Source organism: Amycolatopsis sp. cmx-11-32 (assembly GCF_047608695.1).
Taxonomy (GTDB): Bacteria; Actinomycetota; Actinomycetes; order Mycobacteriales; family Pseudonocardiaceae; genus Amycolatopsis.
In genome coordinates this window covers 315,106-330,540 of sequence record NZ_JADNQN010000004.1, presented here as the reverse complement: position 1 = coordinate 330,540, position 15,435 = coordinate 315,106, and the positions used below count along the sequence as shown (strand labels likewise).

Sequence of the window (15,435 nt, the reverse complement as noted above, 5' to 3'; positions counted from 1 at the left end):
CGGGTACGGGGCCCGGCTTTTGGCCGGGCCCCGTACTACCAGGATCGCGTAGGCGAATGGTGAGAAAAAGCGGGCCTAAACCCTACTTCTTCTGCTCCCACTCACCGACGTTCCACAGGACACCGTTGTACGACTGCATGTAAGTGCGGTCGATGCCCTTGAACGCCCACATGGACGGGGTCTGGAACAGCGGCAGCGTCGCGTACTCGTCCGCGATCGCCTGGTCCGCCTTCTGGTAGTTCTCCAGCTGCACGGCCTCGTCGGTGGCCTTCACGGCCGCCTCGAAGGCCTGGTCGATCGCCGGGTTGGACAGGCCCTGGTAGTTCTGGCTGCTGTCGTCGACACGGGTGATGTAGATCGACTTCTGCTCGGCCTTGAACGGAGCGGCCGACCAGCCGAAGAGCGCGACGTCGTAGTCGCCGGCGGCGAGACGGCCACCCTTCAGGAAGTTGGCGTCCGTTTCGTCGGTGATCTCGATGCCGGCGAGCTTGGCCTGCGAGATGACGATCTCGACGGTCTGCGTGCGGCGGGCGTTCTGGTTGTGCGTGATCTTGAACGCGGCGCGCTTCCCGTCCTTGGCGAAGATGCCGTCGGCACCCTTGGCCCAGCCGGCGTCGGTCAGCGTCTTGGCCGCGGCCTCGGCGCCCAGACCGGCCTTGCTGCCGTACAGATCCTTGAAGCCCTGCTCGCCCGGCATGAACACGATGCTGTTCAGCGGGGTCGCGTCGGCCTGGACCTCCTTGAGGAGCTTGTCGGTGATCTCCTGGCGGTTGACCGCCTCGAAGAACGCCTTGCGCAGCGACTTGTCCTGGAAGATCTTCTTGTAGTTCAGGTCGAAGTGCTCGAAGGTCAGCTGCGAACCCGAACCGTAGGTCACGCCCTGAGCCGAAAGGCTCTTGAGGGTGTTGGCCGCGGTGGCGTCCGGCTGGGTCGACGCCGCGACGTCGATCTCACCGTTCTGCAGCGCGGTCGCCATGGCCTTGGTGTCCTCCATCGCCCTTACGACGATCTTGGAGGGGCCACCCTTGCCACCGATCCACAGCGGGTTCTTCTCCAGCGTGACGGCCTTCTGGTTGGCGTCGAACGCGGTGATCTTGTACGGGCCGGACGCCGGCATGTTCTCGGCCTTGAAGCCCTTGAAGTCGTTCGTCCAGAACTTGCCCGCGGCGGTCAACTGCGCCGCGTCGCCGGTCGGGGCCAGCTTCGTGATGTCCGGGATGTTCGTGTTCTTCTCGATGATGTGCGCGGGCATGATCGCGGTCGAGTTGAACAGACCCTTGTAGTCCAGGTACGGCTCGGTGTACTTGGTCTCGAAGGTGAGGTCGTCCTTGCAGGTCGCCTCGTTGATCAGCGAGTAACCGGTGGTCGAAGCGGCGAGGAAGGCCTGCTTGCCGTCCGCGGTCTTCGCCTTGCCGCTGTGCGCCAGCCACGACAGGTACATGTCGTCACAGTCGAACGCCTCGTTGTCGGACCACTTGACGTTCGGCTTGATCTTGTAGACGACCGTCTGCGGCTCCTTGGTGGTGACCTCCCAGGAGTCGAACACGTCGTTGTTCAGCAGCACCTTGTTGTTGCCGTCGAGCACATCGGCGCCGGCGAGGACAGCAGTCAAGATGTAGGTGTTGTACGACGAGTTGGTGTCAGGCGTGTCGTTGTTGTAGCCCGAGTACCCGTCGTCGATGCCCACCGTGACGGTGCCTTCGTACCCCGGGGTGTCCGCGAGCTTGAAGTTTTCGCCGTTCTGCGCCTTGCCGAGCGCCATCGCCTTGATGTCGGTCGACCCGTTCTGGTCGGTACTGCCGCTGTCGCCACCGCTGCATGCGCTCAGCACAAGCGCGGAGGCCGCGACGAGCGACCAGGCGGAGACTGCCTTGGACTTCCTCATGAAGTGTGCCCTCCTAGCACTGGGCTCCTGAGATCGGAACAGGACCCCACACCGCTCCGGTGAGATGGCCCGGAGCTTATGACACGCCAAGCAACACTCATTTGGCGCACTGCGGGTGCACGCTAGAAAGGAAATGCACGAACAGTCACCAGTTACGGAGGGATCGTGACCAAAGGGTAACTTGCGGCTGACATCGAGAAATACAGTGGTTACCTGGAGGAATCAGTCGACCACTCGAACGCGCCGGGAAAAGTCACCCTCCAGGGGCGAACTCCGACTCGAATCGGCTACTTCGGACCACGCGTCCAGTTCACCGCCGACCCGAAAGGGCCCACCATCGGAGGACCTGCGGTTACTCCGGAAATACCAGAGCCGATGGCGAGGGTATCGGCCAGCTGGAACAACGGAATGGCGACATTCCGGCGCCACAATTCCGGTTCGAGGGCCGAAAGGGTGTCGGCGACCGGCGTGGCGCCGGTCAGCGCGGCGTCGATCGACGGCTGCAGGGCCGGGTCGCAGAAGCCGAGCGGGTTACCAGGGACGACCGCCTTGGTCTTGTCGGCGAGCTGGTCGGGACGGCAGCCGAAGGTGGACGCGAGCGCCGACGCGACGTCCGCACCGCCGGTGACCTGGCCGATCACGGCGATGTCGATGCCGACGTTGCCCGCGCCCTCCGACGTCGTCTGCTGCACCCCGTTGAGCACCGGCATGGCCAGCAGCGTCGAGAACAGCTCCCTCGGCTGCGGCGCGATCGCGCTGACCTCGATCCCCGCGGCCACCAGTTGCGCCGTCAGTTCCTTGGCGATCGTCGCGTACGGCTCCTGCTTCGCGGGTGAGGCGACGACCAGCGAAAGATTCTTCCCGTTCTTGCGCCAGGTCCCGGCTTCCTTGGTGTACCCGGCGGATTTGAGCAGTTCCTCGCCCTTGGCCGGGTCGGCCGCCGACGGCGGGCCGGGGGCCGGGATCGTCGGCTGGAACCCGGTGGCCGACGGGACGCGGACCTGGGCGTCGGCGCGGAGCTTGTCCGACGGACCGCCTTCCGCCGCCTCGGTGATCAGCTTGCCGCGGTCTATCAGCGCGGTGACGCCCTCGCGCACCTTGGGATCCGACAGTGTCGAACTCACCGGCCGCAGCAGGATCTGCGCGACCGTGGGACGGGCGACCGTGTGCAGCTGGACGGCGGAGCCCAGTTCGCCGAGCCGTTTGAGGGCGTTGCCGTCGGCCCTGGTCATCACGAACTGGTCGTTGCCGCTGCGCAGGGCGGCCAGTGTGCCGTCCTGATCGGCCGCACGGAGCACGATCCGGTCCAGCGCGGAGGGTTTCTCCCAATAGCGCTCGTTGCGCTCCAGGACGACCTCTCCGCGCGCGGTGTCGAGGCCCTTGATCGAGTACGGCCCGGCTACGGCCGGGAACGTCGTCGCCAGCGCGCCCTGCCAGCCGTTCGGGGCGTCCTTGAGCAGGTGGGCGGGCAGGAGGTTGTTGAAGAGCGTCTGCCAGCCCGGGTACGGCTTGCCGAAGACGACCTCGACCCGTTTGCCGCCTTCGCGCGACTGGATGTCGGAGATCAGCCGGTAGCCCGCGGCGCCGATGACGCCGGGCTGGTCGCGCATCGCTTCGCGGAGGTAAGCGAAGTCCTCGGCGGCGATCGGCGCGCTGTCGGACCAGGAGGCGTCCGGCCGGATCGTGTACGCGACCGTGAACGGCTGCTGCGAGACGACCTCGGCGGACTTCATCAGGCTCTTGTCCAGCTCGACGCTGCCGTCGTCCTTCGGGCGGAACACCGAGGGGAGCAGCAGCTGCGAAAGCGCCGACGTCACTTGGGAGGCGTCGGCGAAGTTATGCGGGTTGTAGCCGCCGAGAACGTCGTCGACACCCACGACGACCTGCGAAGGCGTCTTCGTGGTCGAGGTGCTCACCGGGGAGGCCGACGAGCTGACCACGGGTGGGGGCGGGGTGTTGCTGCAAGCGGCGAGGAGCACGGCCGCGCACGCCAGTATGGGTGCCGCTGTGTTCGCTACCCGCACGCCTGAATCCTCCCGATTTTTTCCCTCGCCATGCTGCCACGGGGGACTGTGCCGACGCAGCGAGATTCCCATATCGGCCCGGTCGACGCGTGACCGGAGGTGGTCACCCGTCCGGTGGACGTCGGGGAGCGCCGTGAGGTTCCTGCTCAAGGCTCGGGAAAACGCTTAGCCCGGCGAAGTGGCCGCCGTTAGCTTGCGGAAGTGACCAAACGCGCGCTTGTCCTCGTGGTCGTGCTCCTGTCCACGTTCACCTTCCCGCTGACCATCACGGGCGCGTCGGTCGCCCTGACGGACATCGCGGACGACCTGGACGCGGGCCTCGCGGCCACCCAATGGGTCGTCAACGGCTACAACGCCTGCTTCGCGAGCTTCCTGGTCTTCGCGGGCTCTCTGGCCGACGTGCTGGGCAGACGGCGGATCTACGTGGCCGGTCTGACGCTGTTCGCCGGCGGCGGGATCGCGTGCACGGTCGCCGGGAACATCGTCGTCCTCGACCTCGTCCGGCTCGTCGCGGGAACGGGCGCGGCCGCGGCGGTGACCGGCGGGCTGGCGATCCTCACCGAGACGTTCCATGGCGCGGCGCGGACGCGGGCGTTCGGCTTGGTCGGGACGGTGCTCGGGATCGGTCTCGCCTTCGGGCCGTCGATCGGCGGCCTGCTCGTCGATCTGCTGGGCTGGCGGGCCGTCTTCGGCGCCCCGGCCGCCGTCGCGGGCCTCGTACTGGCCCTCACGCCGCTTCTGCCGGACGTTCGCGGTACCACCGGGCGCCGGATCGACTGGGCGGGTGCCGCGCTCTTCACGGGCGCGATCGGGCTGCTGATCTTCGGCCTGGTCGAAGCGGGCGAACTGGGCTTCGGTCATCCGCTCGTCATGGGCGCCCTGGTGCTGACCGTCGTGTTCGCCGCGGCCTTCCCGTTCGTGGAACGGAGGCGTGCGGATCCGTTGTTCGACCTCGCCCTGCTGGCCAACCGCGGGTTCACCTCGCTCGCCGTCGCGGCGGGCGCGCTGGTGACCATCCTGGTGCCGTTGCTGGTCTACCTGCCGTCGTACCTGATCGAGGTCGTCGGGCTCGGCGCCGGGGAAGCCGGTGTGGCTGCTGATGCTCACCGCGCCGACCGTCCTGTTCCCGGCCGTGGGGGCCGCGCTGGCGCGGCGGCTGCCGTCGTCGTGGTTCGTCGCCGGCGCGGTCGCCGTGAGCGCGGCGGGCGCCTTTCTGCTGATGACCATGAACGCGTCGTCGGGGGTGCTCTCGTTGCTCGTCCCGCTCGTTCTGGTCGGGGCGGGCACCGGATTGACGATGGGTTTGCTGGACGGTTTGGCAATCGGTTCCGTCGGCCCGGAACATTCCGGAACGGCGGCCGGAATGTTCACCACCGCACGATTGGCGACGGAAACGATCGCGATCGCGGTTGCCGGTGCCGTTCTCGCGTCGATTACCGGAGGGAAGCTCTCCGGTGAGTCCTATACGGACGCATTTAGGATCGTTTGTTTCGCGCTGGGTTGTGTCGGCGTTCTCGGGACGGTCTTCGCGGCCGTCCTCTCGCCGCGACGGGAAGCCGTTCCAGCGTTGTGAACACCGTCCAAAAAGGAGAACGGCTTTCCCAACAGAATTGTCGAAAAAGGCTCATTTTAACAAAGAACGCCTGATCGAATACTCTGTGTGACCATCAACCGGCCGAAAAACGCCAGAGGGCGCCTGATCACGTTGAGTGACCAGACGCCCTCCGGCGTTCGCTGAGTGGATCAGCCGCGATTCTTGTTGCGGTTGCGTTCCTTGGCGCGCTGGTTGACGTCCAGCGTGACCTTGCGGATCCGGACGACGTCCGGGGCGACCTCGACGCACTCGTCGACGGAGCAGAACTCCAGCGCCTCCTCCAGGCCCATCTTGCGCGGGCGGGCCAGCGTCTCCATCACGTCGGCGGAGGACTGACGCATGTTGGTCAGCTTCTTCTCCTTGGTGATGTTGATGTCGAGGTCCTCGGCACGCGGGTTCTCACCGACGACCATGCCCTCGTACACCTCGGCGCCCGGCTCGACGAAGAAGGTGCCCCGGTCGGCCAGCTGGATCATCGCGTACGCGGTGATCGGGCCGGAACGGTCGGCGACCAAGGAGCCGGAGTGGCGGGTGCGGATCTCGCCCGCCCACGGGAAGTAGCCTTCGAACACGTGGTTGGCGATACCGGTGCCGCGGGTCTCGGTGAGGAAGTCGGTACGGAAGCCGATCAGGCCGCGCGCCGGGAGGACGTAGTCGAGCTTGATGCGGCCCGAACCGTGCCCGCCCATGTGCTCCATGCGGCCCTTGCGAGCGGCCAGCAGCTGCGTGATGCCGCCGAGGTGCTCTTCGGGGGCGTCGATCGACAGGCGCTCGAACGGCTCGTGCAGCTTGCCGTCGATCATCCGGGTGACCACCTGCGGCTTGCCGACGGTCAGCTCGAAACCCTCGCGGCGCATCTGCTCGACCAGGATGGCCAGCGCCAGCTCGCCACGGCCCTGGACCTCCCAGGTGTCGGGGCGCTCGGTCGGCAGCACCTTGATGCTGACGTTACCGATGAGCTCCTGGTCCAGCCGCGCCTTCACCAGGCGCGCGGTGACCTTGTCGCCGCCGCTGCGGCCTGCCAGCGGCGAGGTGTTGACACCGATGGTCATCGAGATGGCGGGCTCGTCGACGGCGATCCGGGGCAGCGCCTCGGGGTTCTCGACGTCGGCGAGGGTGTCGCCGATGGTGATCTCGGGGATGCCGGCGATGGCGACCAGTTCGCCCGCGCTGGCCTCGGTCGCCGGAACGCGGGTGAGCGCCTCGGTGACGAGCAGTTCGGAGATCCGGACGTTCTGGATGGTGCCGTCCTCGCGCATCCACGCCACGGTCTGCCCCTTGCGGAGGTTGCCGGAGTGGATGCGGATCAGCGCGATGCGGCCGAGGAAGTTCGACGCGTCGAGGTTGGTGACCAGCGCGCGCAGCGGCCCTTCCCGGTCCGCGAAGGGCGGCGGCACGTGACGCATCAGGGTCTCGAACAGCGGGTCGAGGTTCTCGCTCTCGGGCACCGCGCCGTCGGCGGGCTGCTCGAGGCCCGCCTTGCCCGCTCGCGCGGAGGCGAACACGACCGGCAGGTCGAGGATCGCGTCGAGGTCGGCGTCCTCGATGTCGCCCGCCAGGTCGAGGAGCAGGTCGTGGGTCTCCTCGACGACCTCGGAGATCCGGGCGTCGGGGCGGTCGGTCTTGTTGACCACGAGGATGACCGGAAGGCCGGCCTCGAGGGTCTTGCGAAGCACGAACCGGGTCTGCGGGAGCGGCCCCTCGCTGGCGTCCACCAGCAGGACGACGCCGTCGACCATGGCGAGGCCGCGCTCGACCTCACCGCCGAAGTCGGCGTGGCCGGGGGTGTCGATGACGTTGATCGTCACCGGGCCGTTCTCGGTCTCGCGGTGGATGGAGGTGTTCTTCGCGAGAATGGTGATGCCTTTTTCCCGCTCGAGCTCCCCGGAGTCCATCACGCGGTCGACGAGCTCGGCGCGCTCCTCGAAGGCGCCGGACTGCCGGAGCATGGCGTCGACGAGGGTCGTCTTGCCGTGGTCGACGTGTGCGACGATGGCGACGTTGCGCAAGTCGGGTCGCGTCTTGCCGGAATGGCGGCCGGCATCGACTGCGGTGGCGCTGGCTGCGGGCACGCGAAGGCTCCAAAGGGTTTCAAGTTCGGGTGTGGTGCCCGCGCTCGCACAGTTCGAGACACGTCTGACCGACTTTGGCCATACGCGGACCACACCAGGATACCTGTAGCCCGACTGTGAGCAGCCCCACGCCCCCAGATCGATTAGGCTCACCTAACGTGAACGGCCGAGGCGGGCGTCGCCGACGAAGTCCGACGAGGAGCGCGAGTGGGCAAGAAGAAACCCGACGACCCGCAGAAACTCGTGCGCAAGTGGATGAAGTCCGGCAAGGTCAAGAAGAAATGCTGCCGATCCAAGCCACGGTGCGGGAAATGCCCCGTCCTCGCCCTCAAAAAGGCGAAGACGAAGATCGCGAAAGCGGCTTAGAAGATCGTCGAAGCGCCACCGCCTCGTTGACCGCCCGCAGTTCCGGCGCGGTCCGGGTCGGCGAGAACTCGATCACCTCGTAGACGGCCATGTGCTTGATCGAGAAGGGGCCGGTCGCGAGGATCGCGTCCAGCTTTCCCCTGACCATGGGCCTGGTGATGATGACCCCGCCGATGCGCGGGTCGCGCCTGCCGGAGGCCAGGAAATGGCCGTGCTCGTACTGTTCGGTCAGCCAGTCGGCGTGGCCTGGGAGCACGCAGTCGATTTCTTCGATGGGCGCCGTGTAGGTCAGCAGAACGACCTACATGAGATGAAGGTAGACCCGGATCTCCACTTTGACAGGCGTACTACCAAAGCCGATACGAAATGCTCGCGCGACATGCCCGGAATGAGTGACCCACGCCTTTCCTCCCCGCAATTAGTCCTCTAGTTGCGATCATTCGACGTCGAACTACCGCCACTAGAGGACTACTTGCGGTAGTTGCGCGTGCGTGGATCGCAACTAGAGGACTACTTGCGGGGTCGCGTATCATCGTCGGCGTGCGCGCGCAGAACGCTCAGTGGTGGCCGCCCTCCGGCGGCCCCGAAGTCCTGCGCTGAACCAGACGAGCGCACCACCAGGCCGCCCCACCGGGCGGCCTTTTTCGTGCCCGGCCCTGGGGCGGCCCGAATCCGGAAGGATGAAGGCAGATGATCAGGTTGTCCGGGATCACCCCGTCCGGTCACGTCCACGTCGGGAACCACCTGGGGGCCATCCGGCGCTGGGCCGACGAGGGCGGGCCGGACGACCTGTACTTCGTCTCCGACCTGCACGCCATGACGAACTCGCACAATCCGGCGATGCTGCGCTCGATGGCTTCCGAACAGCTGGCCGTGCTGATCGCGGCCGGGATCGAGCCGGACCGCGTGTTCGTGCAATCCGACATAGCCCGCGAACTGGGTGCCCTCAACTGGGTACTGGAGTGCACCTGCAACTACGGCGAGGCCGCCAGGATGATCCAGTTCAAGGAGAAGTCGAAGGGCCAGGCCGGCGTCCGGCTGTCCCTGCTGACCTATCCGGTGCTGATGGCGGCGGACATCCTGCTGCAGGGCGCGGGCGAGGTCCCGGTCGGTGAGGACCAGCGGCAGCACGTCGAACTGGCGAGAACGCTGGCGAAGCGGTTCAACTCCACCTACGGCGACGTGTTCACCATGCCGAAGGCGGTGCTGCCGCCCGCCGGTGCCCGGATCATGGACCTCGCCGCGCCGACGCGGAAGATGTCGAAATCGACGCGGGAGGAGGCTGGGGTCGTCTTCGTCCTCGACGAGGCCGACCACGTCAGACGGAAGGTGAAACGCGCGGTGACCGACGGTGGCTCCAAGCCCGCCTACGCGCCGGAAACCCGGCCGGGGATGGCGAACCTGCTGGACATCCTCGCGGCCTGCGTCCACGAGAAGCCCGAGGTCCTGGCCGACCGGTACGACTCCTACGGCCAGGTGAAGGAGGCCGTCGCCGAGGCGCTCATCGAGGAACTGCGGCCGGTCCGGGAACGGGCGCTGGCGCTGCTCGCCGACCCCGGTGAGCTGGAACGGGTCCGGAAGGCGGGTGCCGTCCGGGCGGCGGAACGCGGTGAGCACCGGCTGCGGTCCGCGCTGCGGCTCATCGGCGCCGGCTAAACGCGCTCCGCGGGCCACGCTGACGCCTTGATCGAGTACAGGAAGGCCCCTTCCCTGCGCCTAGGTCAGGGCCCAGGCAAGGTTGCAGAGCGGCTGGTCAGCGCCGCTGCGGGTAATCCGGACTCACCATCGCTAGGACCCCGCGACGATGAAGGAATCAGGACACTCTAACGTCCCAATTCCTTCATCAACAGCCTCATGCAGCGACGAATAGCTGCCTGACCTGCGAAACCTCGACTTTGCCGGACCCCTTGCGCCTAGGTACAGGAAGGGGGCCTTCCTGTACTTGCGAGCAGGGTGTAGAGAGCGGGCAGGAGGATCCGGTCGGCCGGTAGCCAGTCGAGGCCGTCGAGGTCGCCTGTAGAAACCCAACGGACGTCTTTGTGTTCCACCGCCCGCGGCTCGTCCCCCGCCGAGACCAGCGAAGCGGCATAGATCCGCAGCACTTTCCCGCCCGGCAACGGAACGTCGTCGCCGACCCGGCCCCCGACCGTCACCGCGACGTCGAGTTCCTCCAGGCATTCACGCGCCAGAGCGGCCTCGTCGCCTTCGCCGTCCTCGACCCGTCCGCCCGGCAGTTCCCATTGCCCGGCGTGGTCGGCGGGCCAAGCCCGCTGCTGCGCCAGCAACTGTCCGTTCCGCACGATGGCGGCGCCCACGATGACCACGCGCTCACCCTACTGAGGGCGTGCCGCCTGCCAGACGATCTGGAAGCGCGCCCCGCCATCGGGTGATTCGCCGACGCGCACCCGGCCACCGCGCCGCCGGACGGCCTCCGCGACCATCGCCAGTCCCAGCCCGGTGCCGCCGGAGGACCGCGCCCGCGAATCGGAGACGCGGTAGAACCGGTCGAAGACCCGCTCGCGGTGTGCCGGCTCGATGCCCGGCCCGTCGTCGTCGACCACCACCCGCACGGTGGACCGCGCCGCGAGCACCGACACCACGATCTCCCCGCGCGCGTACCGGCAGGCGTTGCGCAGCAGATTGCTCAGCACGAGTTCGACCTCGGCGTGGGTGGCCAGCGCCCACGCCGTGCCGACCGTGCCGCTCACCCGGATCTCCGGCGCGTCGGCGGGCATCCGCGCGACCGCCGCCCGCACCTCGCTCACCAGCTCGACCGGTTCCGCGGGCGGCGCCTCCCCCGCGTCCGACCTCGCCAGCGCCAGCAGCCCGTCGAGGAGCACGGAAAGCCGCTCCGCCTCCTCGAGGACGTCGGACAGCGTCTCCTGCGAGAGTTCGGGATCGGGGTTGGTGACCGCGACCTCGGCCTGCACGCGGATCGACGCGACCGGCGACCGCAGTTCGTGCGCGGCGTCCCCGGTGAACCGCCGCAGCCGCTCGGCGGCCTCTTCCTGACGCGCCAGCAGCGCGTTGAACTCTTCAGCCAGCGCGCGGAGTTCGTCGTGCGAATCGGGCAGCGGCAGCCGCGCGCCCGGCGGGAGCGCCCGCACCGACCCGCGCATCCGGGCCACCGGCCGCAACGCGAACCGCACCAGCAGCCACGTCGCGATCCCCGCGCCCACCGCCCCGACGGACGCGACCACGAACAGCCACAGCCCACCGGAACGCACAGCGGTGGCGAAGCCGACCAGACCCGCACCGACGATGACCAGCCGCTGCTGCCCGTCGGGCGCGGTGACCACGGTCCCCACCCAGCGCCAGCTGTGCTCACCGCCGGTCGTGACCGATTCCCCCGCCTTCAAAGCGCGGACGTCCGACGGCCCGAGGTTCGCGGGCGGCACGCCGTCCACCGGTCCGCCGCCGGTGTCGAGCACCCGGACGGTGACCGCGGAGGCCGTCGGCGGCCGCCCCGTCGCGACGTCGGCCTTCGCGGTGGCCAGCTGGGCACTGAGTTCTTCGTCGACCGAGCCGACGAGCAGTGGCTGAAGGTTGTCCCTGGCGACCGCGGCCAGCCCGAGCAGGAAACCGAGCGTGACGGCGGCCGCGAGGAGGGTGATCCGGACCTGGAGCGAACGGCGGCGCCACCAAGACGGCGACACGATCACCCCTGTCCCGCCGGTGCGATGACTTCGTCGAGCTGCGCGTCCGAGGCGAGGTAGCCGTGCCCGCGTACGGTACGGACCAGTGCGCCCGCGCCGACGGCGTCGAGCTTGCGGCGCACGTAACCGACGTAGACCTCGACGACGTTGCGGGTCGCGGCCTGCTCGTCACCCCAGACGGCGCGCAGCAGTTCGTCCTTGGTGACCACCGTTCCCGCCCGGCCTGCCAGCACCTCCAGCAGCGCGAACTCGCGCGGGCTGAACGACACCTCGACGCCGTCGTAGCGGACCTGCCGCAGGCTCCGGTCGACTTCGAGCGCGCCGATCCGCAGCGGCCCGCGGATCGCGTCCGGGGACGCCCGCCGCAGCACCGCGCGTACCTGTGCGACCAGGACGACGAACGAGAACGGCTTCACGAGGTAGCCGTCGGCGCCGAGGTCGAGACCGTCCGCCTGGTCGACCTCGCCGTCTTTCGCGGAAATCATCAGCACCGGCGTGGTGACGCCGAGCGCACGCAGCCGTTCGAGTACGCGGTAGCCGGAAAGACCCGGAAGCATGATGTCGAGCAGGACGACGTCGAAGGAGCCCGTCTGCGCGAGCCGCAGGCCGCTGGGCCCGTCGGCCGCCGTGACCACGTCCATGTCCTCGGCGCGCAGCCCGCGCTGCAACGCCTTGCGCACGCCGGGCTCGTCGTCGACCACCAGTACTCGAGGTTTCACGTTCCTCATCATTCACGCTTTCACCAGCTCACGCGCGAGCTCTCAGCGCCATCTCAGCTCCGGCGGCGGAGTCTGAGTGGTATCTCAGCGTTTCCGGGGAAGCGTTGTCGCCAAGACCCGAGCACACTGGGGTTCGGGGAACCAGGGAGAGACAGCATGGATCCGAAGAGGAAGGCCATCACCGCGGCGGTGGTGGGGACGGCACTCGGCGTCGGCGGGCTCGCCGTCGTCGCGATGCCCGCCACCGCGGGTGACGCGCCGATCTTGCCGCAGATCAGCGCCGAAGAGCTGGTGCAGTCCACGCTCAACGCCACGCCGCCGTCGTTCGACGGGAAGGTCAAGGTCGACAACGACCTCGGCCTGCCGCAGGTCGGCAGCACGCTGCCCGGCGCGTCGGCGCTCAGCATCGACTCGGCGCAGGTCTCCACCGACGGCGCGGGCAAGAGCAAGGTGTCGCTCACCGAGGGCTCCAGCCAGCAGACCATCGTCAAGAACGGGGAGACCGTCTGGGAGTACAACTCCAAGGACAACTCCGCCACCAAGATCACCATCCCGCCGGAACTGGCCAGGGAGCACAAGGGCAAGGTCGAGGGCCAGACCGTCGACCCGGCCACCGCGGCCGCCGAACTGCTCGGCAAGGTGCGGGAGAGCAGCACGATCGCCGTCGACGGGACGTCGTCGGTGGCCAGTCGTTCGGCCTACGAACTGGTGCTGACGCCGAAGCCGGCCGAGCGGACGCTCCTGCGCGAGATCCGCGTCGCGGTCGACTCGCAGACGCGGCTGCCGCTGCGGCTGACGGTGCTGGCCAACGGCACCTCCTCACCGGCGTTCGAGGTCTCCTTCAGCGAGATCAACTTCGCGGACCAGCCCGCGTCGAACTTCGAGTTCACCCCGCCGAAGGGCGCGAAGGTGACCGAGAAGACCGCCGAGGTCGACCCGAAGAGCCGCGAGCTCGCCGAGCAGGCGAAGTCCGAGGTCAAGGTCGTCGGCGACGGTTGGGACACCGCCATCACCGGCAAGATCCCGGCCGACGCGCTGGCCAAGGCCGGAACCGCCAAGGACGAGGAAGGCCGCCAGGTCGACCCGAAGGCGCTGCTTTCGCGGTTCGCCAAGCCGGTCAGCGGAGCCTGGGGCAGCGGCTGGCTGGTGACCACCAAGGTCGGCAGCGGAGTGCTGACCGACGACGGCCGCTACGCCGTCGGCGCGGTGCCGGAGCAGGTCCTCTTCGAGGCATTGGCCACGAAGTGACCACTACGTTCGAAGCCGGGGCGGGCGTCTCTCAGGAGGCGTCCGCTCCGGCGGTACCCATGGCGGCCCGCACCAGGGGCCTGCGCAAGGTCTACGGCCGCACGGTGGCCGTGGACCACGTCGACCTCGACGTTCCCGAAGGCGCCGTGCTGGGGATGCTCGGCCCCAACGGTTCGGGCAAGACGACGACCATCCGGATGCTGCTCGGTCTCGTGCGGCCCACCGAGGGCGAGGTCGAACTCTTCGGCAAGCGGATGCCGGACGAGGCGGCGCACGCGCTGCCCGACGTCGGCGCGCTGGTCGAAGGGCCGGGCTTCCACCCTTTTCTTTCCGGGCGGGAAAACCTGCTGCGCGTCGCCGCGGCCGAACCGAGGCTGGCCTCGGCCGGGATCCCCGGAGCGGTCGACTCGGCGCTTGAGCGGGTCGGCCTGATCGATGCCGCGAACCGGCGCTACAAGGGCTATTCGCTCGGGATGAAGCAGCGGATGGGGCTCGCGAGCGCGCTGCTCGTGCCGCGGCGGATGGTCGTGCTCGACGAGCCGACCAACGGCCTCGATCCGGCCGGTACCAGGGAGATCCGCCGGATCATCGCCGAACTGCACGCCGACGGGGTCACCGTGCTGGTGTCCTCGCATCTGCTGGCCGAGGTCGAAGCGACCTGCACGCACGTCGCGGTGCTCCAGTCGGGGAACGTGATCGCCCAGGGCGAGCTCGCGGAACTGCTGGAGTCGGGGAACGCGGCGCTGCTGGTGCGGACGCCGGACGCCGAACTCGCGGTGGAAACGTTGCGGGAGAACAGGATCGGCAGCAGGCTCACGCCGGACGGTGTCCGGGTGGACCTCACCGCTGCCGAAGCCCCCGACGTCCTGCGTCATCTGGTGACGGCCGGGGTGGCCGTGCACGAGGCGGCGAAGGCCCGGACCGGTCTGGACGACCTGTTCGCCCGGCTGACCCAGCCGGAGTCCACTGTAGACCGTGAGGGGGAGTCGTGACGCACGCTCTGGCCGCGGCACCAGCCCCGCGGACCGGCCAGGACAGTGTCGGTCTGCTCCGGTTGTATCGCGCCGAACTGCGCTGGATCTTCCGGCGGCCCCGCACGCTGGCCGTGCTGGGGCTGCTCGCGTTGATCCCGGTGGTCATCGGCGTCGCGTTGACGCTCGTCGACGAGGCGGTCGATCCCAACGGTGGCGGCGGCGACGGCGCTTTGCTCGCCTCCGCGGTCAGCAACGGGTTCATCCTGCCGGTGGCGGCCCTGACCATGACGCTCGCTTTGCTGCTCCCGCTCGCTTCGGCGATGGCAGGGGCGGACGCGATCGCCGGCGAGGCCGCGCACGGAACACTGCGGGGCTGGCTTCTCGCCCCCGTCGGCCGTGGCAGGCTGCTCACGATCAAGGCGTTCGGCGTCGCGACGGTTTCGGCGATCGCCGTACTGTCCATGACGTTCACCGGTTTCGTCACCGGGCTCGTCATCAGCGGCACCGACTCGATGTTCACCCTCACCGGTTCGACGCTGAGCGTCTGGGACGCGCTGGGCCGCGTCCTGCTCGTGGCCCTGTGGGTGACGCTGCAGCTGTGGGCGGTCGGCGCGGTCGCGCTCGCGATCTCGTCGTTCACCGAACATCCGATGCTGGTCGTCGCCTCGGTGCTGGCGGGGACGATCGTGTTCACCATCCTCGGCATCCTGGACGCGGTTTCGTGGCTGCATCCGTTCCTGCTCAACGAGAACTGGTCACAGGCACCGGCTTCGGTGCTGATGGACCCGCTGGACACGGCGATGCTCGGCGAGGGCGCGCTACGCGCCGCCTGCTACATCGCCATCGGGCTCTCGATCGCCTACGCACGCCTCACGACTCGGGACGGGTGACCCTCGG

The 15,435-nt window shown here is 68.4% G+C and carries 12 protein-coding genes; 5 read left to right on the top strand and 7 right to left on the bottom strand.

Annotated elements, in window-relative coordinates; translation table 11 throughout:
- Positions 1 to 82: 82 nt before the first annotated feature.
- Positions 83 to 1,885, bottom strand: coding sequence for an ABC transporter family substrate-binding protein (locus tag ACM6LR_RS14035; RefSeq protein WP_414939507.1), 1,803 nt, complete (start codon positions 1,883 to 1,885; stop codon positions 83 to 85).
- 287 nt (positions 1,886 to 2,172) lie between these two features.
- Positions 2,173 to 3,882, bottom strand: a complete 1,710-nt coding sequence (locus ACM6LR_RS14030) for an ABC transporter family substrate-binding protein (RefSeq protein WP_414939573.1) — start codon at positions 3,880 to 3,882, stop codon at positions 2,173 to 2,175.
- 228 nt (positions 3,883 to 4,110) lie between these two features.
- Here ACM6LR_RS14030 and ACM6LR_RS14025 point away from each other — a divergent pair, with 228 nt between their 5' ends.
- Positions 4,111 to 5,367 carry an MFS transporter gene (locus ACM6LR_RS14025; protein WP_414943928.1) on the top strand — a complete coding sequence of 419 codons (1,257 nt, stop codon included), beginning with the start codon at positions 4,111 to 4,113 and terminating at the stop codon, positions 5,365 to 5,367.
- 285 nt (positions 5,368 to 5,652) lie between these two features.
- Here the strand turns inward: ACM6LR_RS14025 and typA are convergent, their stop codons facing one another.
- Positions 5,653 to 7,575: a translational GTPase TypA gene (gene typA / locus ACM6LR_RS14020; RefSeq protein ID WP_414939509.1), complete on the bottom strand. Its 1,923-nt coding sequence runs from the start codon at positions 7,573 to 7,575 to the stop codon at positions 5,653 to 5,655.
- 328 nt (positions 7,576 to 7,903) lie between these two features.
- Entirely contained in the window at positions 7,904 to 8,236 is a 333-nt protein-coding gene (locus ACM6LR_RS14015) for a YciI family protein (protein ID WP_414944032.1), read from the bottom strand.
- A gap of 395 nt (positions 8,237 to 8,631) precedes the next feature.
- On the opposite strand from ACM6LR_RS14015, the gene trpS reads away from it, so the two are divergent.
- The gene (gene trpS / locus ACM6LR_RS14010) at positions 8,632 to 9,597 is read left to right on the top strand and encodes a tryptophan--tRNA ligase (RefSeq protein ID WP_414939511.1); all 966 of its coding nucleotides are present in this window, start codon (positions 8,632 to 8,634) and stop codon (positions 9,595 to 9,597) included.
- A gap of 257 nt (positions 9,598 to 9,854) precedes the next feature.
- Here the strand turns inward: trpS and ACM6LR_RS14005 are convergent, their stop codons facing one another.
- Genes ACM6LR_RS14005 through ACM6LR_RS13995 form a run of 3 tightly spaced genes read right to left on the bottom strand, consistent with a single transcriptional unit; the run spans position 9,855 to position 12,328 of the window.
- Positions 9,855 to 10,265 (bottom strand): (deoxy)nucleoside triphosphate pyrophosphohydrolase, encoded by a 411-nt coding sequence (locus ACM6LR_RS14005; RefSeq protein WP_414939512.1) that lies wholly within the window; start codon positions 10,263 to 10,265, stop codon positions 9,855 to 9,857.
- Between the two features lie 9 nt (positions 10,266 to 10,274).
- Positions 10,275 to 11,603 carry an ATP-binding protein gene (locus ACM6LR_RS14000; protein ID WP_414939513.1) on the bottom strand — a complete coding sequence of 443 codons (1,329 nt, stop codon included), beginning with the start codon at positions 11,601 to 11,603 and terminating at the stop codon, positions 10,275 to 10,277.
- Complete coding sequence (locus tag ACM6LR_RS13995; RefSeq protein WP_414939514.1) at positions 11,600 to 12,328, bottom strand: response regulator transcription factor; 729 nt, start codon at positions 12,326 to 12,328, stop codon at positions 11,600 to 11,602. The genes ACM6LR_RS14000 and ACM6LR_RS13995 overlap by 4 nt, the downstream gene beginning before the upstream one ends.
- A gap of 144 nt (positions 12,329 to 12,472) precedes the next feature.
- Between ACM6LR_RS13995 and ACM6LR_RS13990 the strand changes: the two genes are divergently transcribed.
- The 3 genes from ACM6LR_RS13990 to ACM6LR_RS13980 are packed head-to-tail and all read left to right on the top strand — an operon-like array spanning position 12,473 to position 15,428.
- Positions 12,473 to 13,564, top strand: a complete 1,092-nt coding sequence (locus ACM6LR_RS13990) for a LolA family protein (RefSeq protein WP_414939515.1) — start codon at positions 12,473 to 12,475, stop codon at positions 13,562 to 13,564.
- Positions 13,561 to 14,556, top strand: coding sequence for an ABC transporter ATP-binding protein (locus tag ACM6LR_RS13985; RefSeq protein WP_414939516.1), 996 nt, complete (start codon positions 13,561 to 13,563; stop codon positions 14,554 to 14,556). The genes ACM6LR_RS13990 and ACM6LR_RS13985 overlap by 4 nt, the downstream gene beginning before the upstream one ends.
- A complete protein-coding gene (locus ACM6LR_RS13980; RefSeq protein WP_414943927.1) occupies positions 14,553 to 15,428 on the top strand; it encodes an ABC transporter permease in 876 nt (291 codons plus the stop codon). The genes ACM6LR_RS13985 and ACM6LR_RS13980 overlap by 4 nt, the downstream gene beginning before the upstream one ends.
- The last annotated feature ends 7 nt before the right edge of the window (positions 15,429 to 15,435 follow it).

Coding starts and splice junctions, on each gene's coding strand:
- ACM6LR_RS13990 (WP_414939515.1), top strand. CDS start 12,473: ATGGATCCGAAGAGGAAGGCCATCACCGCGGCGGTGGTGGGGACGGCA.
- ACM6LR_RS13995 (WP_414939514.1), bottom strand. CDS start 12,328: ATGATGAGGAACGTGAAACCTCGAGTACTGGTGGTCGACGACGAGCCC.
- trpS (WP_414939511.1), top strand. CDS start 8,632: ATGATCAGGTTGTCCGGGATCACCCCGTCCGGTCACGTCCACGTCGGG.
- ACM6LR_RS14035 (WP_414939507.1), bottom strand. CDS start 1,885: ATGAGGAAGTCCAAGGCAGTCTCCGCCTGGTCGCTCGTCGCGGCCTCC.